The organism is Staphylococcus agnetis (assembly GCF_002901865.1).
Taxonomy (GTDB): Bacteria; Bacillota; Bacilli; order Staphylococcales; family Staphylococcaceae; genus Staphylococcus; species Staphylococcus agnetis.
In genome coordinates this window covers 16,892-38,640 of the sequence record NZ_PPQF01000021.1, presented here as the reverse complement: position 1 = coordinate 38,640, position 21,749 = coordinate 16,892, and the positions used below count along the sequence as shown (strand labels likewise).

Genomic DNA, 21,749 nt, shown 5'->3' with positions numbered 1-21,749 from the left:
TTTTTTGAAATAATATATAAAGAGAATCGATTAAGTAAAAATAATTTTACCTAATCGATTCTCTTTTTTGGCTAGGAATTATGTCCCAGCCCCTTTTTATCTATCTCAAAGATAAATGATATTATTTTTCGATAGCTGTTACAACGCCTGATCCTACAGTACGTCCACCTTCACGGATAGAGAAACGTGTACCGTCTTCGATAGCGATTGGAGAAATTAACTCAACGTCCATTTCTACGTTATCGCCAGGCATAACCATTTCAGTACCTTCTGGTAAGTGAACAACGCCAGTTACGTCAGTAGTACGGAAATAGAATTGTGGGCGGTAGTTAGAGAAGAATGGAGTGTGACGACCACCTTCGTCTTTTGATAATACGTAAACTTCCGCTTTAAATTTAGTGTGAGGTGTGATTGAACCTGGAGCAGCTAATACTTGTCCACGTTGAACATCTTCACGAGCAACACCACGTAATAATGCACCGATGTTGTCACCAGCTTCAGCGTAGTCTAATAACTTACGGAACATTTCTACACCTGTAACAGTTGTTTTAGAAGATTCTTCAGTTAAACCGATGATTTCAACTTCTTCACCAACTTTGATTTGACCACGTTCAACACGGCCAGTTGCAACTGTACCACGACCTGTGATTGAGAATACGTCCTCAACAGGCATCATGAATGGTTTGTCAGAATCACGTTCTGGAGTTGGGATGTAGTTGTCTACAGCTTCCATTAATTCTAAGATTTTACCTTCGTATTCAGCGTCGCCTTCTAAAGCTTTTAATGCTGAACCAGCAATTACAGGAATGTCATCGCCTGGGAAGTCGTATTCAGATAATAAGTCACGAACTTCCATTTCTACTAATTCTAATAATTCTTCGTCGTCAACCATGTCAACTTTGTTTAAGAATACAACTAATGCTGGTACACCAACGTTACGTGATAAAAGGATGTGCTCACGAGTTTGTGGCATTGGACCGTCAGCAGCAGATACTACTAAGATACCGCCGTCCATTTGAGCAGCACCAGTGATCATGTTTTTAACGTAGTCAGCGTGACCTGGGCAGTCAACGTGTGCATAGTGACGTTTTTCAGTTTGGTACTCAATGTGAGACGTGTTGATTGTGATACCACGTTCTTTTTCTTCTGGAGCGTTGTCAATCATGTCGTATGATTGTGCAACTGAGTCACCGTGCTTCGCTAATACTGTAGCGATAGCAGCTGTTAATGTAGTTTTACCATGGTCAACGTGACCGATAGTACCAATATTGGCATGTTCTTTTGAGCGATCGAATTTTTCTTTAGCCATTATGAAATCTCTCCTCTTCAAATTAAGAATTAATATTTTAAATATCTCTCATGAAAGTTACTCACCTTCATGAGATAGATAATCTTTATTACCTTTATAAATCATTTTACTGAAAAAATCAATTTTAAAAGAAGGTAAAGGCTTGATAACGCCTCATGGGTCATTATCTCATAGACGGGTTGGGTAATCTATTATTCACCTTTGTTCTTTTTGATAATTTCTTCAGAGATTGATTTAGGAACCTCTGCATAGTGATCGAAGTACATTGTGTACGTACCGCGACCTTGCGTGTTAGAACGTAATGATGTTGCATAACCGAACATTTCTGAAAGTGGTACGTATGCGTTAACAACTTGAGCGTTACCACGTGGTTCCATACCGTCTACACGGCCACGACGTGCTGTAACGTCACCCATGATGTCACCCATGTACTCTTCAGGCATTTCGATTGTAACTTTCATCATTGGTTCTAAGATCACTGGGTTACATTTTTTAGCAGCTTCTTTAAGTGCTAATGATGCAGCAATTTTGAAGGCCATTTCAGATGAATCGACATCGTGGTATGAACCATCAAATAATTTTGCTTTCACATCGATTAATGGATATCCAGCTAAGACACCGTTTTCCATTGCGTCTTTAAGACCTTGTTCAACTGATGGAATGTATTCACGAGGAACGACACCACCAACGATAGCGTTTTCGAATTCGAAACCAGCACCTGTTTCGTTAGGTGTGAATTCGATGTGAACGTCACCGTATTGACCACGACCACCAGATTGACGAGAGAATTTACCTTGAACAGCAGCTGCTGATTTGAACGTTTCACGGTAAGATACCATTGGCGCACCAACGTTTGCTTCCACGTTAAATTCTTTCTTCATACGGTCAACAATGATGTCAAGGTGAAGCTCACCCATACCACCAATGATAACTTGACCAGTTTCTTCATCTGTATGCGCTTTGAATGTTGGGTCTTCTTCTTGAAGTTTCACAAGCGCTTGAGTCATTTTATCTTGGTCAGCTTTTGATTTAGGTTCTACTGATAAGTGGATAACTGGCTCTGGGAATTCCATTGACTCTAAGATGATGTCATTTTTCTCTCCACAAAGTGTGTCACCTGTACCAGTGTCTTTAAGACCTACAGCAGCTGCGATATCACCAGAATATACAGAGCTGATTTCTTCACGAGAGTTCGCGTGCATTTGTAGGATACGACCTACACGTTCACGTTTACCTTTCGTAGAGTTTTTAACATAAGAACCTGAAGTTAATGTACCTGAGTACACACGGAAGAATGTTAATTTACCAACATAAGGGTCAGTCATAACTTTAAACGCTAATGCTGCGAATTCAGCACTGTCGTCCGCTTTCGCGATAACTTCTTCTTCAGGGTTGTCAGCACGATGACCAACGATTGGCTTAACATCAAGTGGTGATGGTAAGTAATCGATAACGGCATCTAACATTAATTGAACACCTTTGTTCTTGAATGCAGTACCACATAATACTGGGTAGAATTCAACGTCAGTAGTAGCTTGACGGATAGCGTCTTTAAGCTCATCTACAGAGATTTCTTCTCCACCTAAGTATTTTTCCATTAAGTCATCGTTTGTTTCAGCTACAGCTTCGATTAATGCTTCACGCGCTTCTTCAGCACGTTCTTGCATATCTTCAGGAATATCAGTTTCCTCAATGTCTGTACCTAAGTCATTGTTATATTTGAAGCATTTCATTGTTACTAAGTCAATGATCGCTTGGAATTCATCTTCAGCACCAATTGGTAATTGGATTGGAGCTGCATTCGCTTGTAAACGGTCATGTAAAGTGCTTACAGCGTAATCGAAGTTCGCACCCATTTTGTCCATTTTGTTTACGAATACGATACGAGGAACGCCGTATGTTGTTGCTTGACGCCAAACTGTTTCAGTTTGAGGTTCAACACCTGATTGCGCATCAAGTACAGTTACCGCACCATCAAGTACACGTAATGAACGTTCAACTTCAACTGTGAAGTCTACGTGTCCAGGTGTGTCGATGATGTTAACACGGTGACCATTCCAAGCAGCTGTTGTTGCAGCTGATGTAATCGTAATACCACGGTCTTGCTCTTGCTCCATCCAGTCCATTTGTGAAGCACCTTCATGTGTTTCACCAATTTTATGGATACGTCCAGTGTAATAAAGAATACGTTCAGTAGTAGTCGTTTTACCAGCATCGATGTGGGCCATGATACCGATATTACGCGTGTTCTTTAAAGAAAAGTCTCTTCCCATGGGTATTCTTTCTCCTTCCAGAATATAGGATAATATGATCAGATATAGCTTTACCCTAAGCAAACGCATGACAAACGTTCAATATGCGATGTGCACGTTGATGGTTGCCAATGACATGTATGCTCAGGGAATAGGCGTCTATCTTACCAACGGTAGTGAGCGAATGCTTTGTTCGCTTCAGCCATTTTGTGCGTGTCTTCACGTTTCTTAACGGCACCACCAGTGTTGTTAGCAGCGTCTAAGATTTCGTTAGCTAAACGCTCTTCCATAGTTTTTTCACCACGAAGACGCGCATAGTTTACTAACCAACGTAAACCTAAAGTAGTACGACGCTCTGGACGAACTTCTACAGGTACTTGGTAGTTAGAACCACCTACACGGCGAGCTTTAACTTCAAGTACTGGCATAATGTTGTTGATCGCTTCATCGAAAACTTCCATTGCATCGCGACCTGAACGTTCTTGAACTAAGTCGAATGCAGAATAAAGAATACGTTGAGCTGTTCCACGTTTACCATCTAACATGATCTTATTGATTAATTTTGTCACTAATTTAGAGTTGTGAATTGGATCTGGTAACACATCTCTTTTAGGTACTGATCCTTTACGAGGCATAATACAAGTCCTCCCTTCCTATTATAGTATATTTATAATCTATCAGTCATTGTAACCGACGAAATTTACATTAATTTAACCTTATTTCTTAGGTTTTTTAGTTCCGTATAATGAACGTCCTTGCATACGTCCATCAACACCAGAAGTATCTAACGCACCACGTACGATATGGTAACGCACACCAGGTAAGTCTTTTACACGTCCACCACGAACAAGTACAACACTGTGCTCTTGTAAGTTGTGTCCGATACCAGGGATGTATGCGTTGATTTCAATGTTGTTTGATAAACGCACACGTGCATATTTACGTAACGCTGAGTTAGGTTTTTTAGGAGTCATAGTACCAACACGAGTACACACACCACGTTTTTGTGGAGAGTTTAACTTCGTGAATTGTTTCTTTTGACTGTTGAAACCTCTGTTTAAAGCTGGTGAGTCAGATTTCTTAGTTTTGCTTTGTCTTGGTTTACGTACTAATTGGTTAATAGTAGGCATTTATGTTTCCTCCTCTCTCGATTTTTAATCCCACACATCCAGGTGGTTCATTTTTAGATTAAATAAAATTTAGTAAGTCCTCATTGTCCTTACTAATCTCATTTGAGCAAAGCAACAACCGTTGCCTTTACGTTAATACCAACATGTTCTCCTAAAGCTTTTTGGCTTTCAAAAAACGTAATTGGTACGTTATTTTGATTGGCAAAGCTTAACACGCGCGCTAAGAGATGCACATTAACATCTTCGCCGATAATCAATTGTGATACGTTATGATTTTTCAACGCTTTGAGCGTCTGTTTCAAACCAACAACGTAGGCTTGTTTGTTTAAGCGTGTGACTTTTTCATTAGACATTTGCATATCCTCCAAAGTACTGCTTGCATCAACCTTTTCTATATTATCATCTCAATTGTATAACGTCAACAATTTTTCAATGATAAATCAAAAAAGTAAAAGGCGCAGCAATGGTCAGATCACTGCGCCTTTCAAAACATTTTATTATTCCGTCACAATGTGTTCTTGTGCGTCAATCGTTGATTTTTCTTTTTCGATATCTACTTGGCTATAACGTTTCATACCTGTACCCGCTGGAATCAGCTTACCGATAATAACGTTTTCTTTAAGACCAAGTAAGTCATCACGTTTACCTTTAATCGCAGCGTCAGTAAGTACACGCGTTGTTTCTTGGAATGATGCCGCAGATAAGAAACTTTCTGTTTCAAGTGATGCTTTTGTGATACCTAAAAGTACTGGTTTAGCCGTTGCTGGACGTTTACGTTCTTTAAATGCTTCACGGTTCGCATCTGTAAAGTGGTGGATATCCACTAATGAACCTGGTAATAATTTCGTGTCACCAGCTTCGATAATACGAACTTTACGTAACATTTGACGAACCATAACTTCAACGTGTTTGTCGTCGATTTCTACCCCTTGCATACGGTAAACTTTTTGAACTTCTTTCAGCAAGTAGGCTTCAGTTGCAGTAAGACCTGCAATTGCTAAGAAGTTTTTCGGCTCGATAGAACCTTCTGTTAAGACTTCACCACGTTCAACTGCTTGTCCGATTTCAACTTTCAAGCGTGACGTACCTGGCGCAAGGTATGAACGTGTTTCGTTCGCACCTTTAACCACGATTTCTTGTTGTCTATCTTTACCAATTGTAATGTTATCAATTGTACCTTCGATTTCTGTAATCACAGCTTGACCTTTCGGGTTACGTGCTTCAAAAATCTCTTGGATACGTGGTAAACCTTGTGTGATATCGCTACCGGCTACCCCACCAGTATGAAAGGTACGCATTGTTAACTGAGTACCTGGTTCACCGATAGATTGTGCAGCGATTGTACCCACTGCTTCACCAACTTCAACTTTTTCACCAGTTGCTAAGTTTTTACCATAACATTTTTCACATACACCGTGACGTGTGTTACATGTAAATGCTGAACGGATGTACATTTCTTCGATGCCCGCATCTGTAATTTCTTTCGCAATATCTGGTGTGATTAATTCGTCTGGACGGATAATAACTTTATCAGTCTCTGGGTGACGAATCGTTTCTTTAGCATAACGACCTTCGATACGCTCGATAAATGGTTCGATTATTTCAGTGCCTTCTTTGATATCTGAAACGAGTAAACCACGGTCTGTACCACAGTCTTCTTCACGCACGATAACATCTTGTGCCACGTCAACAAGACGACGAGTAAGGTAACCTGAGTCCGCTGTTTTAAGGGCTGTATCGGCAAGACCTTTACGCGCACCGTGAGTAGAGATGAAGTACTCTAATACGGTTAAACCTTCACGGAATGATGATGTGATTGGAAGCTCGATGATTTTACCTGATGGTGCGGCCATCAATCCACGCATACCCGCAAGTTGCGTAAAGTTAGATGCGTTACCACGGGCACCAGAGTCACTCATCATGAAGATTGGGTTTGTTTTTTCAAGTGATTGCATTAACTCTTCTTGAATTTGGTCTTTTGCATTTGTCCAAATTTCGATAACCGCATTATAGCGCTCTTCTTCAGTTAATAAACCACGGTTAAATTGTTTTTGTACGCGTTCAACAAGTTTTTCTGATTCATCAAGAATTTCTTTCTTGTCTGGTAATACCACGATGTCAGCAACACCTACAGTAATACCTGCTTTAGATGAATACTTAAATCCTAAGTCTTTCATTAAGTCAAGCATCATAGATGTATCTGTAATGCTGAAGCGATTGAACACTTCTGCGATGATGTTACCTAAGAATTTTTTGTTGAATGGTGGAACAAGTTCAGTGTTTTCAAAGTATTCCGCTAAACCGCCTTCACCAAGATCAGACGCATCAACAAAGTATTTATCTGGTGTGTTCTTCTCTAAGTTTGTCGCAGTTGGCTCATTGATATATGCAAATGAATCTGGAATGATTTCATTGAAAATCACTTTACCTACAGATGTTGTTAAAATCTTACGGTTTTGTTCTTCAGTAAATGTTGGGTTATTGAATGATGCTGCTTGAACACCAATACGTGTATGAAGATGTACATAGCCATTTGCATACGCTTTGATTACTTCATTGGCATCGTTAAATAATAAACCTGTATTTACCGCATCTTTACGTTCTAAAGTAAGGTAGTAGTTACCAAGTACCATATCCTGAGATGGTGTTACAACTGGTTTACCGTCTTTAGGGTTCAAGATGTTTTGCGCCGCAAGCATTAACATACGTGCTTCAGCTTGTGCTTCTTTTGATAAAGGTACGTGAACGGCCATTTGGTCACCGTCAAAGTCCGCGTTGTAAGCTGTCGTTACAAGTGGGTGTAGACGAATCGCACGTCCTTCAACAAGCGTTGGTTCGAACGCTTGGATACCTAATCTGTGAAGCGTAGGGGCACGGTTAAGAAGTACTGGGTGTTCAGTGATAACATCTTCTAAAACGTCCCAAACTTCATCTTCAGTACGTTCAATTTTTGTTTTCGCATTTTTAATGTTTGTTGCGATTTCACGTTGAACTAATTCTTTCATTACGAAAGGTTTGAATAATTCTAACGCCATTTCTTTAGGTAAACCACATTGGTACATTTTTAAGTTTGGACCTACCGCGATAACCGAACGACCAGAATAGTCAACACGTTTACCAAGTAAGTTTTGACGGAAACGACCTTGTTTACCTTTTAACATGTGTGAAAGTGATTTTAATGGACGGTTACCAGGACCAGTAACTGGACGACCACGGCGACCGTTATCGATTAATGCGTCAACAGCTTCTTGTAACATACGCTTTTCGTTTTGAACGATGATGCCAGGTGCACCAAGGTCTAATAAACGTTTTAAACGGTTGTTACGGTTAATGACACGACGATATAAATCGTTTAAATCACTAGTCGCAAAACGTCCACCATCTAATTGCACCATTGGACGAATTTCTGGTGGAATAATTGGAAGTACGTCTAAAATCATCCATGCAGGATTGTTGCCTGAATTACGGAATGATTCCACAACTTCTAAACGTTTGATCGCACGTGTTAAACGTTGACCTGTAGCAGATTCAAGTTCATCACGTAACATTTTTAATTCTTCATCTAAGTTGATTTCTTCTAATAAATCTTTAATCCCTTCAGCACCCATTTTTGCAGTGAATTGACCAGGGAATTTGTCATAGTACTCACGGAATTCAGCTTCTGAGAGTAATGTTTTCTTTTCTAAACCAGTTGGACCTGGATCGACCACAACGTAAGAAGCAAAATAAATGACTTCTTCTAAGGCACGTGGTGACATATCTAGCAATAAGCCCATACGACTTGGAATGCCTTTGAAATACCAAATGTGTGATACAGGTGCCGCAAGCTCAATGTGACCCATACGTTCACGACGTACTTTTGATTTTGTAACTTCAACGCCACAACGGTCACAAATCATACCTTTATAACGTACACGCTTGTACTTACCACAACTACATTCCCAGTCTTTTGTTGGTCCGAAAATACGTTCACAGAATAGACCGTCTTTTTCTGGTTTTAAAGTACGATAGTTAATTGTTTCTGGCTTTTTAACCTCACCGTATGACCAAGAACGGATTTTTTCAGGTGAAGCGAGTCCTATTTTCATGTAATGAAATTTATTTACATCAATCAAGGAGCCTACCTCCTTTATTTTAATTAGCTGTGCTAGTTGATTGATTCCTTAAAACAATGGCATACATGTGTATCGTAGGAGAAAGAAGTTGCATAGAAATCGTTATGATTCCGTCATACAACACCTTCCTCTTACGTATGTCACATGTGTTTATTTATTATAATGATGTCAGTATTATTCAGTGATATCTCTTTGTGATTCTGGAACGCTTGGTTGTTGTAAATTGACTTTGCGATCAGGCACATCGTCCTCTTCTAAGTCACGCATTTCAATTTCGTTATCTTGCTCATCCATCACTTTGACATCTAATCCTAAACTTTGAAGTTCTTTCATCAATACGCGGAATGATTCAGGAACACTTGGTCTAGAAATGTTTTCACCTTTAACGATAGATTCGTAAGTTTTCACACGACCTACAGTATCATCTGATTTGTATGTGAGGATTTCTTGTAATGTGTACGCAGCACCATATGCTTCAAGTGCCCATACCTCCATCTCACCAAATCTTTGTCCACCGAATTGTGCTTTACCACCAAGTGGTTGTTGTGTAACGAGTGAGTATGGTCCAGTTGAACGCGCATGAAGTTTATCATCAACCATGTGCGCAAGTTTCAACATGTACATAACCCCAACAGAAATACGGTTATCGAATGGTTCACCTGTTCGACCATCGTAAAGTACTGTTTTACCGTCACGTGCCATACCAGCTTCTTCAATTGTTGACCATACGTCATCATCGTTCGCACCGTCAAATACTGGTGATGCAACATGGATACCTAAGTTTTTAGCCGCCATACCTAAGTGTAGCTCTAATACTTGTCCGATGTTCATACGTGATGGTACACCAAGTGGGTTTAACATGATATCGATTGGACGTCCGTCTGGTAAATATGGCATATCTTCTTCAGGAACAATTTTAGAGATGACACCTTTGTTACCGTGACGACCACACATCTTATCCCCTACGTGAATTTTACGTTTTTGTACGATGTAAACACGTACAAGTTGGTTAACACCTGGAGATAAAGAATCATCGCCATCTTCACGGTTGAAAACTTTAACGTCTAGAACGATACCGCCTGCACCATGTGGTACACGTAATGATGTATCACGCACTTCACGTGCTTTTTCACCAAAGATAGCGTGTAATAAACGTTCTTCAGCAGTTAATTCCGTTACACCTTTAGGCGTTACTTTACCCACTAAGATGTCTCCATCTTTAACTTCAGCACCGATGTAGACGATACCACGATCATCTAAGTTTTTAAGTGCATTTTCAGATACGTTCGGAATATCACGTGTGATTTCTTCAGGTCCAAGTTTTGTATCACGTGCTTCTGATTCATATTCTTCAATATGAATAGAAGTATAAACGTCATCTTTTACAAGACGTTCACTCATGATTACGGCATCCTCATAGTTATAACCGTCCCACGTCATGAATCCAACGACAACGTTACGACCTAATGCCATTTCACCAAGTTCCATAGAAGGACCATCCGCAAGAATCTCGTTTTTCTCAACGATGTCTCCAGCAGCGATGATTGGACGTTGGTTGTAACATGTACCTGAGTTTGAACGTTTAAACTTCGCTAATGGGTAGCGGTCTAATTCGCCTTCAACTTCAGTACCGTTGTCATCTACAAGACGGCGTACAAGGATTTCACTTGATTGAACGTGTTCAACACGTCCGCGATGTTTCGCAAGTACTGCAGCACCTGAGTCACGTGCAGCGACGTGCTCCATACCTGTACCTACAAACGGTGACTCTGGGTTCAATAAAGGTACGGCTTGACGTTGCATGTTCGCACCCATTAATGCACGGTTCGAGTCATCGTTTTCTAAGAATGGGATACATGCTGTCGCCGCAGATACAACCTGCTTAGGCGATACATCCATGTAGTCCATTTTTTCTTTAGCCATTGTTGTATTGTTACCACGGAAACGACACACAATTTCGTCATCGATAAAGCGGCCATTTTCGTCTAAACGAGAATTCGCTTGGGCAACAACGTAACTATCTTCTTCATCCGCAGTTAAGTAATCAATTTGGTCTGTAATTGTATTCGTTTCAAGGTCCACTTTACGGTAAGGCGTTTCAATGAAACCAAATTCGTTGACACGCGCATAACTAGAAAGCGAGTTAATTAAACCAATGTTTGGTCCCTCTGGTGTTTCAATCGGACACATACGACCATAGTGAGAGTAGTGAACGTCACGCACTTCCATTTGTGCACGCTCACGCGTTAAACCACCAGGCCCTAATGCAGATAAACGACGTTTGTGTGTTAACTCTGCTAATGGGTTCGCTTGGTCCATGAATTGTGATAATTGAGAACTACCAAAGAACTCTTTCACTGATGCGATAACTGGGCGAATGTTGATTAATTGTTGTGGCGTAATCGATTCTGTGTCTTGAATAGACATTCTTTCACGTACCACACGTTCCATACGAGATAAACCGATACGGAATTGGTTTTGTAACAATTCACCAACTGAACGTAAACGACGGTTACCTAAGTGGTCAATATCATCCGTATAACCAATGCCGTGTAATAAGTTGAAGAAATAAGACATTGACGCAACGATATCTGCTGGCGTGATACATTTCACTTCAGAATCAGGGAATGCATTACCAATTACTGTCGTTGTACGTGCTTCATCGTCATTAGGTACATACACTTTAATAGATTGAACTTCTACAGGTTCATCTACAATGCTATTTGGAAGCTCATAGACTTGCGCGTTTGCATTAGATTCTAATACGTCCATAATTTCGTCTAATTTACGACGATCTAAGACTGTACCTTCTTCAACAACGATTTCACCAGTTTCAGTATTCACGATTGGTTCAGCTAATTTTTGATTGAATAAACGGTGTTTTAAATGTAATTTTTTATTTGCTTTATAACGTCCTACGCTAGCTAAATCGTAACGTTTAGGGTCAAAGAAGCGAGAGTATAATAAGCTCTTCGCATTTTCTACAGTTGGTGGTTCACCTGGGCGTAAACGTTCATAAATTTCAAGTAAAGCTTGTTCTGTGTTTTCTGTGCTATCTTTTTCTAATGTGTTACGTAAGTATTCGTTATCTCCTAATAAATCAATAATTTCTTGATCTGTAGAGTAACCTAATGCACGTAATAACACAGTTAATGGTAATTTACGTGTTCTATCGATACGTACGTAAACGACGTCTTTTGCATCTGTTTCGTATTCCAACCAAGCACCACGGTTAGGAATGACAGTTGCATCGTAGTTTACACGTCCATTTTTATCTAATTTTTCATTGAAGTAAACGGATGGTGAACGTACTAATTGTGATACAATAACACGCTCTGCACCATTGATGACGAAAGTGCCCGTTTCAGTCATTAATGGGAAATCTCCCATGAATACTTCTTGATCTTTCACTTCGCCAGTTTCTTTAATAATTAAACGTACTTTAACGCGTAATGGCGCTGCATAAGTCGCATCGCGGTTTTTTGATTCTTCTAAATCGTACTTCGGTTCACCTAGTCTATAATCAACAAATTCTAAAGAAAGGTTTCCTGTGAAGTCCTCAATTGGAGAAATGTCGCGAAGCATTTCTAAAAGTCCTTCTTTTAAAAACCAATCATATGATTTTGTTTGAATCTCAATTAAATTAGGTAATTCTAATACTTCTGAGATTCTTGCGTAGTTTCTACGTTTACGATGTCTTCCATATTGGACAAATTGACCTGCCAAACAGATTCACCCCTCAAAAATTGTGTGTCTCTCTAATAAAAGTGTTATGCAACAAGACAAAAAGAAAACGGTTGTTCACGATACGATGACACCATTTTCTATTCTAATTGCGTATTTATGAAATGTTACAATGAAACTTTAGCGGTAAAAGTACACACTTATTGAACATAATTTTTTCATCTTAATACTTTATCATAAAAAAAGGTTTAAATCAACCCTTAATACTCTTCAAAATGTGATACCCTTTACTGTTTTTAATAGATGCGACATTACCAAAAACAGCTTCCATTTTCTTTTTCGCAGATGGCATACCTTGCTTTTTCTGAATTACCACATATAATGCACCTTCAGGTTTCAAACATTGAAAGGCATCTTCTAAAATTTGATGTACCACTTGCTTACCAGCGCGAATTGGTGGATTAGTCAATATATAATCTGCTTGATTCGCAGCAATGACAGATAAACCATCACTTTCCTGCACTGTAACATTACGGATATCATTGTGTTTTGCATTTTTCTCGACGAGTGACAACGCGCGATGATTAACATCGAGCATGGTAATTTGGTCATGCGGCGCTACTTTAGCAAGCATCAAACCAATCGGACCATAGCCACAGCCTACATCAATAATATGTTTTACCTCACCCGGTGGATGTGCATTGAGAAATGTTCGGATTAATAAATCTGATCCAAAATCCACACGATCTCTAGAAAATACGCCAGCATCAGTCGTTAAAGTTAACTGATGGTGTCCTGTGTCATAAGTGATGGTTTGCTCATTTGTTTCACTATCTGGATGTGAATCATAGTAATGACTCATCGCATTCACACCTTTTTATATAATATTGATAAAACCCGCTATTCACATGAAATAGCGGGTTTTCACTTATCAAAAGAATTATTTTAATTCTACTGAAGCGCCAACTTCTTCTAATTGTTCTTTAAGTTTTTCAGCTTCTTCTTTTGGTAAACCTTCTTTGATTACGCTTGGAGCGCCGTCAACTAATTCTTTAGCGTCTTTTAAGCCTAAGCCAGTAGCTTCTTTAACTGCTTTAACAACTTTGATTTTTGATGAACCAGCTGAAGTTAACTCAACGTCAAATTCAGTTTTTTCTGCTGCTGCGTCTCCGCCTGCTGCACCTGCTGCTGCAACTGGTGCTGCTGCAGTTACACCAAATTCTTCTTCAATTGCTTTTACTAAGTCGTTTAATTCTAAAACTGACATTTCTTTAATTGCTTCAATGATTTGTTCATGATTAGCCATTTTTATATTCCTCCATTATTTTAAAAATTAGTTTTTACTTTACGTAAATTAGATTATTCTGCGTTTTCTTCTTTGCTTTCACCAACAGCTTTAACTGCATAAGCGAAGTTGCGCATTGGTGCTTGTAATACTGATAATAGCATAGAAACAAGACCTTCGTGTGATGGTAAAGAACCCACTGTCTTAACTTGTTCAGCTGAGATAACGCTTCCTTCCATAACACCTGTTTTGATTTCTAAAGCTTCGTGTTCTTTTGCAAATCCAGCGATAACTTTTGCTGGTGCAACAACATCTTCAGTTGTGAACGCTACAGCAGTAGGACCTGCTAAGTACTCATCTAAACCTTCGATACCGGCTTTTTCAGCTGCACGACGTAACATCGTGTTTTTGTACACTTTGTATTGTACACCTGCTTCACGTAATTGCTTACGTAATTCAGTAACTTCAGCTACTGTTAAACCACGGTAGTCAACGAAAACTGTAGAAACAGAACTTTTAAGTTGTTCAGAGATTTCATCAACATGTTGTTTTTTAGCTTCAATAATTCCAGACATTTAGACACCTCCATCAAATTATTTGGTGCTTTGTATATTTGTTTGATAACAAATAAAAAAGCACTTTTTACCCACAGCAAAAAGTGCTTGAATGTTTTCACGTTCAAGTCAATTTTAGCCTCGGTAGGATCTTGTATTAAGTTCTCAATGAACTCCTACTGTCTTAGGTAAAATATACAACATATATAAATATAACGGCTTTTGTGTAAATAGTCAACCGTTATTTTATGAATTCAACCAAAAATTTAGCGAGATACAGTCACGGCATCTCGCTACATCTATCGTTGTAAAGATTAGTTTAATTTAAAGCTAGAAGTATCTACTTTAATACCAGGACCCATCGTAGTTGTTACAGCTACAGATTTGAAGTACGTACCTTTAGCTGAAGATGGTTTAGCTTTCGCTAATACATCTTGTAATGTTTTGAAGTTATCAACTAATTTCTCAGTATCGAATGATACTTTACCAATTGAAGCGTGGATGATACCTGCTTTTTCAGCACGGTATTCAACTTTACCAGCTTTGATTTCTTCAACAGCTTTTTTAACGTCCATTGTTACTGTACCTGTTTTAGGGTTAGGCATTAAACCTTTAGGTCCTAATACACGACCTAATTTACCAACTTCGCCCATCATATCTGGTGTAGCAACGACTACGTCGAAGTCGAACCAACCTTGTTGGATTTTGTTAACATATTCAGCATCGCCAACATAGTCAGCACCTGCTGCTTCTGCTTCTGCAATTTTATCGCCTTTAGCGAATACTAATACACGTTGTGTTTTACCAGTACCGTGTGGTAATACTACTGCGCCACGGATTTGTTGGTCGTTTTTACGTGTATCGATACCTAAACGGAATGCTACTTCAACTGAAGCATCGAAGTTAGCAACGCTTGTTTCTTTAGCTAAGTTGATTGCTTCTTCTACTGAGTAGAATGCTTGACGGTCAACTTTACTTAAAGCTTCTTGATACTTTTTACCTTTTTTAGCCATCGTTTTTTCCTCCTTTAGTGGTTTTAGCGGAATGTCCTCCCACGTTGGGAGCGGGTCAGAAATCAATTTATGATTCAATTTCTGAGTCCCGCCCCTCGAGCGTAGATAAACAGTTATTTTAATCTTTTATCTACAAGTGTCATCATTCAATAAATGATACTCAAATGCATCATTAATGTTCTTGTTTGCTTTATGGTCATTAATTACGAGAATTACTCAACAATGATACCCATGCTACGTGCAGTACCTTCAACGATACGCATAGCCGCTTCTTCGTCAGCAGCGTTTAAGTCAGGCATTTTAGTGTTAGCAATTTCACGTACTTGATCTTTAGTTACTGTAGCAACTTTGTTTTTGTTTGGTTCACCAGAACCTTTTTCAATACCAGCTGCTTTTTTAAGTAATACTGCTGCAGGTGGTGTTTTAGTGATGAATGTAAATGAACGATCTTCATAAACATAAATCTCAACCGGAATAATTAAACCTGCTTGTTCTTGCGTACGTGCATTGAATTCCTTAGTGAAAGCCATAATGTTCACACCGGCTTGACCTAATGCAGGACCAACTGGTGGTGCTGGGTTTGCTTTACCTGCAGGAATTTGTAATTTAACTACTTTTTCTACTTTTTTAGCCACGATGTGCACCTCCTTGATATCGTGATGTGGTCACAGGGCTCAATTTTGCCCTCCCACTCATTTAACATTTCGTGACGAAATGTAGCGCTATTTACGCGCGACTTCGTTATTATAACATTTGTAATTTTACTTGACAACAAAAATTTTTAAGTTTCACAAAACCACACCAAAGTACGCATTGTTACCCTTTTAAATTCTGTTGCATAGACGCGATAGCGAGATGGACGTTAATCATCAACAATTTTATTTTCATTTGATATGCTATGATGTATGCTCAAAACTACAATAGATAGAAAAAGAGGTGAAACTTTACGTTCCACCCCGCGTCACATTATAATTTTTCGATTTGATCAAATTCTACTTCTACTGGTGTTTCACGACCAAACATGTCCACCAATACTGTAAGCTTAAATTTATTCATTTCAATTTCATCAATTTCGCCCACTTGGTTTGCGAATGGGCCAGAAGTAATACGAACTTGTTCGCCTAATTCCACTTCTACATCGATTGTTTTTTCTTTCATACCCATTTGCTTTAAAATAAAGCGTGCTTCTTCAGGTAATAATGGGTTTGGTTTTGAGCCTGCACCTGCTGAACCAACAAACCCAGTCACGCCTGGCGTATTACGTACAACGTACCATGATTCATCTGTCATAATTAATTCAACTAAAACGTAGCCAGGGAACGTTTTTTTCATTTGTTTTTTCGCTTTGCCATCTTTAACTTGTGTTTCCTCTTCTTCAGGAATCACAACTCTAAAAATTTGCTCAGTCATGTTCATTGATTCAACACGTTTTTCTAAATTCTTTTTGACTTTGTTTTCGTAACCTGAGTAGGTATGAACGGCATACCAACGTTTAGCCCCTAACTCTTCAGACATGCTGACAACTCCTCATTTCTATTTTATCATTTCAATTATTTGGCCGATTCCAATATCTAGACCCCAGAAGAATACTAAGAAAAAGATTACTGTAAACACGACAATCGTCGTATATTTCACAAGTTCCGGACCAGTAGGCCAACTTGTTTTTTCCATTTCAGTTTTAACGCCTTGGAAGAAGTTTTCTTTTTTAGCCATTCGGATTCCCTCCAATTTTTAAATTATAATCGCATTTGTAACATTACTTTATAACGCTTTTAAGTCCATTACATCATTTCGACTCTTTATGTAATGTATGCATCTGGCATGTGGCACAGAATTTTTTAAGCGCTAGTCGTGTCGTATGTTGGTTTGATTTCGGTACGTGATAATTACGCATTCCACATTTTTCACAATTGAGCGGTACTTTTTTCACATGAACTCACCTTACTCCTATAATACCAGTTTACTATACATAAGATTGTGTCCAATTGTCAAACGCCATTTCTTTACTATCATGAGAAGCATTTACTCACTTTGTTTTAACATATGCAACTTTCGTCTAAGTCTATAAATTGCATTGTAAACCCGTTTTACTGGTACATTGAGTTGTTGTGCAATTTCATTTGGGACCCATTCATCAATTAAATAATAAAGCACTTTGAGTTCAAATGCGCTTAACGTTTGCGCTGAATTTTTAACATCTTCTAAGCATTCATTAAGCGTTAGCGTCATATGGTGACGATACGTTTGCTGATGATATTGCATCGAAACGTCCTCAATCATATGTGAAATGAACGATTGATAATACACACGTTTACGACGATGATCCATCTTTTTATAGAAAAGCGTTTTATTAATGTAATGTTCTAATGGAATATTCATATGAAAATCAGGCTGACATACTTTTTGATAAATCGACCAAATCCACTCTTGAACGATATCTTCAAAATCTTGCGGGGTGATGCGAAAGTCTCGCAGAACGACCTGCGCACATCGGCGCACCACCGCTATCAATTCTCGTAATGCGTCGGGACGATGGGCTTTGAGCTCTTTAATCAATTGCTGGCGTTCAACTTCACTGATAGGATTTAAAGTCATTAACGTTCCTCGCCTTTCACTCGATTTGCCTCATCATACCGAGTGAAGACCTTTTGAATCAAGGCGAGAAATTAACGCTTTTTGGATTGACCACGTCTAATTTTTTCAAATTCTGACAATACATCATCTGATAATTGAATACGCGTTCTAGGTTTACGCGCTTTAAACGATGACATTGATTGTGAAACGTGATTTTCGTTTTCTTTTAGGTCACGCCACATTTCTCTTGAGGACATGCGGTAGGCGCCTGTACCAAATATTGCATGTTGTTCACTCATATCACTTGTCACAACAGTAATATGCGTCGTGTATTTGTTGTAGATATTATAAACATAACGTTCAATAAAACTATCTGCCGTTTCGTTTTCTTTCGTGAAAATAACGTTTACCCCGTGATAAACCGTCTCGGTTTGGGGTGTATCCGTATCATAGGCATCAAATACACAAATCACTTTGCCCTTTATGTGTGCATTGTAATTTGAAATCGCAATGAGCAATTGTTCTCTTGCTTCTTCTAAATTTTCTTTCGCATAGCGACTTAACTCAGGGGATTGACCAATCATGTTATAGCCGTCAATAATCACATAATAATCAATCATTATGCGTTGTCACCACCAATGGGCGTGCGTTTACGTAACACTTCATACATTAATAAGCTCGCTGCGACAGAGGCATTTAAACTATTCACATGACCCACCATAGGTATTTTAATGTAAAAATCACACTTATCTTTGACGCGCTTACTCATCCCTTGTCCTTCACTACCAATGACCAATGCTAGAGGCATATCCGCTTGCATGTTACGGTAATCCGTCGCATTATTCGCTTCGGCACCTGCCACCCAGTAACCTTGGTCTTTCAACGTATCAATGGTTTGTGATAAATTCGTCACACGTATGACTGGGACGTGTTGAATCGCACCTGTAGATGCTTTAGCAACTGTTTGCGTTAACGCCACCGAACGTCTTTTTGGAATGATAATGCCATCTACACCAGTTGCATCCGCCGTTCTTAAAATCGATCCTAAGTTATGCGGATCTTCTAGACCATCTAAAATAATGACCGTTGATAACGTCTCTTTTTGCGCTTGTTTAGCCAAGAAATCATCTAATGCTACATATTCATATGGTGCAACATACGCAGCTACACCTTGATGAGGCGCATTCGCAATTTGATCTAATTTTGATTTAGGAACCGTTTGTACAACCAGTTTTTGAGATTTTGCAGAATTTAAAATATCTTCAATCTGTTGCTTTTTTACGCCTTCTTGAATGAGCACTTTGTTAATGGCGTGCCCTGTTTGAATCGCTTCTCTTACTGCATGGCGTCCTACAATCACTTCAGTTTCCAATGTACTCAACTCCTTTCTTCAACGATTAATACGATTTTATTTAATAAAGCTGTGACGCGTTCATGTTGACCATCTAAATATAAATAGCCGATGACCGCTTCTAATGCTGAACTTTTACGATATGTTTGAATATCTGTATTTTTTGCTTTCGTATAACTTTTAGCATTACGACCGCGCTTTAAAACGTCTAATTCTGCTTCTGTAAACCAATCACCAGCTAGTAGTACCTCTAACGTCGCTGCTTGACTTTTAGCAGATACAAAACGTGTTGCTGCTTGATGTAGCCGGTTCGGTTTGCTTTGTTGTTTCAAGATGATATGCGTCCGTACATGCTGATCTAACACCGCATCACCAACATAAGCTAAGGATAATGGATTTAACAATTTAGCGTTTAACGATTTATCCACGTTTATATCTCACACCTTGTGGCGTATCCTCTAAGATGATATTTTGCGCCTTTAATTGATCGCGAATTTCATCGGCACGTGCAAAATTCTTTGCTTTTCGCGCTTCATTACGTTCTTCAATTAGTTTCTCAATCTCTTCATCTAATAATGCGTTCGCATTTCGAGATACTAATGGTACGCCTAACACATCACTAAAAATTTCAAAAACTTCTTTGAAACGTGCAATCACTTTTGTAGATGTTTGATTTTCAAGTAAATATTTATTCGCTAATTTGACTAAATCATACCAAGCCGTAATCGCATTCGCTGTATTAAAATCATCGTCCATCACTTTTTCAAATTGAGCTAACGTTGCTTCAATTTGTTCTAAAAATTGATGACCTTCTGTTAAGTCTGTGGCAATGGTTTCGCGCTCAGTGAGTGACTGGTAACTATTACGAATGCGCTCTAAACCACTACGCGCTGCTTCAACCAATTCGATATTGTAATTGATTGGACTACGATAATGTACACTAATCATGAAGAAACGTAAGACATCTGGGTCAACTTCTTTAATGATGTCATGCACTAAAATAAAGTTACCAAGTGATTTACTCATTTTTTCATTATCGATATTGATAAAGCCGTTATGCATCCAATAGTTGGCAAAAGGAGCATGGTTGTGGGCTTCAGATTGTGCAATTTCATTCTCATGATGTGGAAATTGTAAATCACTGCCTCCTGCGTGAATGTCAATGGTTGGACCTAATTTTTCAAAAGCCATAACAGAACATTCGATGTGCCAGCCCGGACGACCTTCTCCGAATGGACTTTCCCAACTGATTTCACCTGGTTTTGCCTTTTTCCATAACGTGAAATCTAATGCGTCTTCTTTTTGTTCACCTTGTTCAATACGCGCGCCCACTTTTAAATCATTTAAAGATTGGTGACTGAGTTTACCGTAATCTTCAAATTTACGCGTGCGGAAATACACATCTCCGCCACTTTCATAGGCATACCCTTGGTCTACTAAATTCTTAATAAATTTAATGATATCATCCATGTGGTCCATGACGCGTGGGTTGGATGTTGCTCTTTTTATATTTAACGCTTCTGTGTCCTCATGAAATGCTTTAATATAACGATCTGCAATTTCAGGTACGGTTTCACCTAATTCTTGTGAGCGTTTGATTAATTTGTCATCTACGTCAGTGAAGTTTGAAACATAATCAACCTCGTACCCTTTATATTCAAAGTAGCGACGCACAACATCATAATTGATAGCAGGCCTCGCATTTCCGATATGAATATAGTTATATACGGTTGGGCCGCAGACATACATTTTTACTTTTCCAGGTTCTAAAGGTTTAAACGGTTCTTTTTGACGTGTCAGTGTATTATATAATGTAATCATCTTTGATCTCTCCATTTTTAGTTTGTTCCAATTGTCGCTCAAGTTGCTTTAGTTGTTCATAAATCGGGTCAGGTAAATTGAGGTGGTCAAACGTTTTACCAATGCGTTGGCCATCTTGACGGACAATACGTCCAGGTATACCTACCACTGTTGTGTAACTCGGTACATCTCTTAATACGACTGAATTCGCACCAATATTGACGTTTGAAGCAATTTTTATATTCCCCAACACTTTCGAACCTGCTGCGATCAAAACATTGTCCCCAATATCTGGATGACGTTTGCCTTTTTCTTTTCCAGTACCTCCAAGTGTCACACCTTGATAAATCGTCACGTTATCACCAATCGTACATGTTTCACCAATCACCACACCCATGCCGTGATCGATAAATAAACGGCGCCCTATTTTAGCGCCAGGGTGTATTTCAATGCCGGTAAAAAACCGTGAAATCTGAGAAATCGTCCGCGCTAACGTATAGTGTTTTTTATTGTAAAGACGATGTGCGATTAAATGGGACCATACGGCATGTAATCCAGCATACGTGGTAATGACTTCAAACGTAGAGCGTGCTGCGGGGTCTTGTTCAAAAACCATCTTTACATCATCCATTATTCTTTTTATCACAGCAAATCCTCCTTTAAAAATAAAAACACCCCTAAC

General features: G+C 39.0%; 21 protein-coding genes and 1 other annotated feature. All 21 genes read right to left on the bottom strand.

From position 1 onward, the window contains the following. Positions 1 to 121 precede the first annotated feature (121 nt). Positions 122 to 1,309, bottom strand: coding sequence for an elongation factor Tu (tuf, locus tag CD172_RS03660; protein ID WP_037566322.1), 1,188 nt, complete (start codon positions 1,307 to 1,309; stop codon positions 122 to 124). 191 nt (positions 1,310 to 1,500) lie between these two features. Further along, entirely contained in the window at positions 1,501 to 3,582 is a 2,082-nt protein-coding gene (fusA, locus tag CD172_RS03655; protein WP_060552331.1) for an elongation factor G, read from the bottom strand. A 143-nt stretch (positions 3,583 to 3,725) separates the two neighbouring features. After that, positions 3,726 to 4,196, bottom strand: coding sequence for a 30S ribosomal protein S7 (rpsG, locus tag CD172_RS03650; protein ID WP_014614746.1), 471 nt, complete (start codon positions 4,194 to 4,196; stop codon positions 3,726 to 3,728). Positions 4,197 to 4,277: 81 nt separating this feature from the next. Continuing rightward, a complete protein-coding gene (gene rpsL / locus CD172_RS03645; RefSeq protein WP_037566320.1) occupies positions 4,278 to 4,691 on the bottom strand; it encodes a 30S ribosomal protein S12 in 414 nt (137 codons plus the stop codon). A 98-nt stretch (positions 4,692 to 4,789) separates the two neighbouring features. Next, positions 4,790 to 5,044, bottom strand: a complete 255-nt coding sequence (locus tag CD172_RS03640; RefSeq protein ID WP_037566319.1) for a ribosomal L7Ae/L30e/S12e/Gadd45 family protein — start codon at positions 5,042 to 5,044, stop codon at positions 4,790 to 4,792. Between the two features lie 144 nt (positions 5,045 to 5,188). Beyond that, the gene (rpoC, locus tag CD172_RS03635) at positions 5,189 to 8,806 is read right to left on the bottom strand and encodes a DNA-directed RNA polymerase subunit beta' (RefSeq protein WP_103345512.1); all 3,618 of its coding nucleotides are present in this window, start codon (positions 8,804 to 8,806) and stop codon (positions 5,189 to 5,191) included. A 174-nt stretch (positions 8,807 to 8,980) separates the two neighbouring features. Continuing rightward, positions 8,981 to 12,532 (bottom strand): DNA-directed RNA polymerase subunit beta, encoded by a 3,552-nt coding sequence (gene rpoB, locus CD172_RS03630; protein WP_103345511.1) that lies wholly within the window; start codon positions 12,530 to 12,532, stop codon positions 8,981 to 8,983. A gap of 211 nt (positions 12,533 to 12,743) precedes the next feature. Beyond that, complete coding sequence (locus CD172_RS03625) at positions 12,744 to 13,352, bottom strand: class I SAM-dependent methyltransferase (protein WP_103345510.1); 609 nt, start codon at positions 13,350 to 13,352, stop codon at positions 12,744 to 12,746. A gap of 78 nt (positions 13,353 to 13,430) precedes the next feature. Then, positions 13,431 to 13,796, bottom strand: a complete 366-nt coding sequence (gene rplL / locus CD172_RS03620; protein ID WP_037566315.1) for a 50S ribosomal protein L7/L12 — start codon at positions 13,794 to 13,796, stop codon at positions 13,431 to 13,433. Positions 13,797 to 13,849: 53 nt separating this feature from the next. Continuing rightward, complete coding sequence (gene rplJ / locus CD172_RS03615) at positions 13,850 to 14,350, bottom strand: 50S ribosomal protein L10 (RefSeq protein ID WP_037566314.1); 501 nt, start codon at positions 14,348 to 14,350, stop codon at positions 13,850 to 13,852. Between the two features lie 45 nt (positions 14,351 to 14,395). Continuing rightward, positions 14,396 to 14,536, bottom strand: a sequence feature (ribosomal protein L10 leader region). Between the two features lie 107 nt (positions 14,537 to 14,643). Then, positions 14,644 to 15,342 (bottom strand): 50S ribosomal protein L1, encoded by a 699-nt coding sequence (gene rplA, locus CD172_RS03610; protein ID WP_103345509.1) that lies wholly within the window; start codon positions 15,340 to 15,342, stop codon positions 14,644 to 14,646. Between the two features lie 212 nt (positions 15,343 to 15,554). Further along, a complete protein-coding gene (rplK, locus tag CD172_RS03605; RefSeq protein WP_037566312.1) occupies positions 15,555 to 15,977 on the bottom strand; it encodes a 50S ribosomal protein L11 in 423 nt (140 codons plus the stop codon). Between the two features lie 331 nt (positions 15,978 to 16,308). Beyond that, on the bottom strand, positions 16,309 to 16,857 hold the full coding sequence (gene nusG / locus CD172_RS03600) for a transcription termination/antitermination protein NusG (protein ID WP_037566311.1): 549 nt from the start codon (positions 16,855 to 16,857) through the stop codon (positions 16,309 to 16,311). Between the two features lie 18 nt (positions 16,858 to 16,875). Then, complete coding sequence (gene secE, locus CD172_RS03595; protein WP_037566310.1) at positions 16,876 to 17,055, bottom strand: preprotein translocase subunit SecE; 180 nt, start codon at positions 17,053 to 17,055, stop codon at positions 16,876 to 16,878. Positions 17,056 to 17,128: 73 nt separating this feature from the next. After that, a complete protein-coding gene (rpmG, locus tag CD172_RS03590) occupies positions 17,129 to 17,272 on the bottom strand; it encodes a 50S ribosomal protein L33 (protein ID WP_081858204.1) in 144 nt (47 codons plus the stop codon). A 92-nt stretch (positions 17,273 to 17,364) separates the two neighbouring features. Beyond that, a complete protein-coding gene (locus CD172_RS03585) occupies positions 17,365 to 17,937 on the bottom strand; it encodes a sigma-70 family RNA polymerase sigma factor (RefSeq protein WP_103345508.1) in 573 nt (190 codons plus the stop codon). 71 nt (positions 17,938 to 18,008) lie between these two features. Then, positions 18,009 to 18,536, bottom strand: a complete 528-nt coding sequence (locus CD172_RS03580) for an NYN domain-containing protein (protein WP_103345507.1) — start codon at positions 18,534 to 18,536, stop codon at positions 18,009 to 18,011. After that, positions 18,536 to 19,288 (bottom strand): 23S rRNA (guanosine(2251)-2'-O)-methyltransferase RlmB, encoded by a 753-nt coding sequence (rlmB, locus tag CD172_RS03575; RefSeq protein WP_037566307.1) that lies wholly within the window; start codon positions 19,286 to 19,288, stop codon positions 18,536 to 18,538. Before rlmB ends, CD172_RS03580 begins: the two co-directional genes overlap by 1 nt. Before the next feature lie 5 nt (positions 19,289 to 19,293). Continuing rightward, positions 19,294 to 19,695: a Mini-ribonuclease 3 gene (locus CD172_RS03570; RefSeq protein WP_037566306.1), complete on the bottom strand. Its 402-nt coding sequence runs from the start codon at positions 19,693 to 19,695 to the stop codon at positions 19,294 to 19,296. Continuing rightward, positions 19,688 to 21,088: a cysteine--tRNA ligase gene (gene cysS / locus CD172_RS03565; protein WP_103345506.1), complete on the bottom strand. Its 1,401-nt coding sequence runs from the start codon at positions 21,086 to 21,088 to the stop codon at positions 19,688 to 19,690. The genes CD172_RS03570 and cysS overlap by 8 nt, the downstream gene beginning before the upstream one ends. Beyond that, complete coding sequence (gene cysE / locus CD172_RS03560) at positions 21,072 to 21,698, bottom strand: serine O-acetyltransferase (protein ID WP_168429109.1); 627 nt, start codon at positions 21,696 to 21,698, stop codon at positions 21,072 to 21,074. The genes cysS and cysE overlap by 17 nt, the downstream gene beginning before the upstream one ends. Between the last annotated feature and the right edge of the window lie 51 nt (positions 21,699 to 21,749).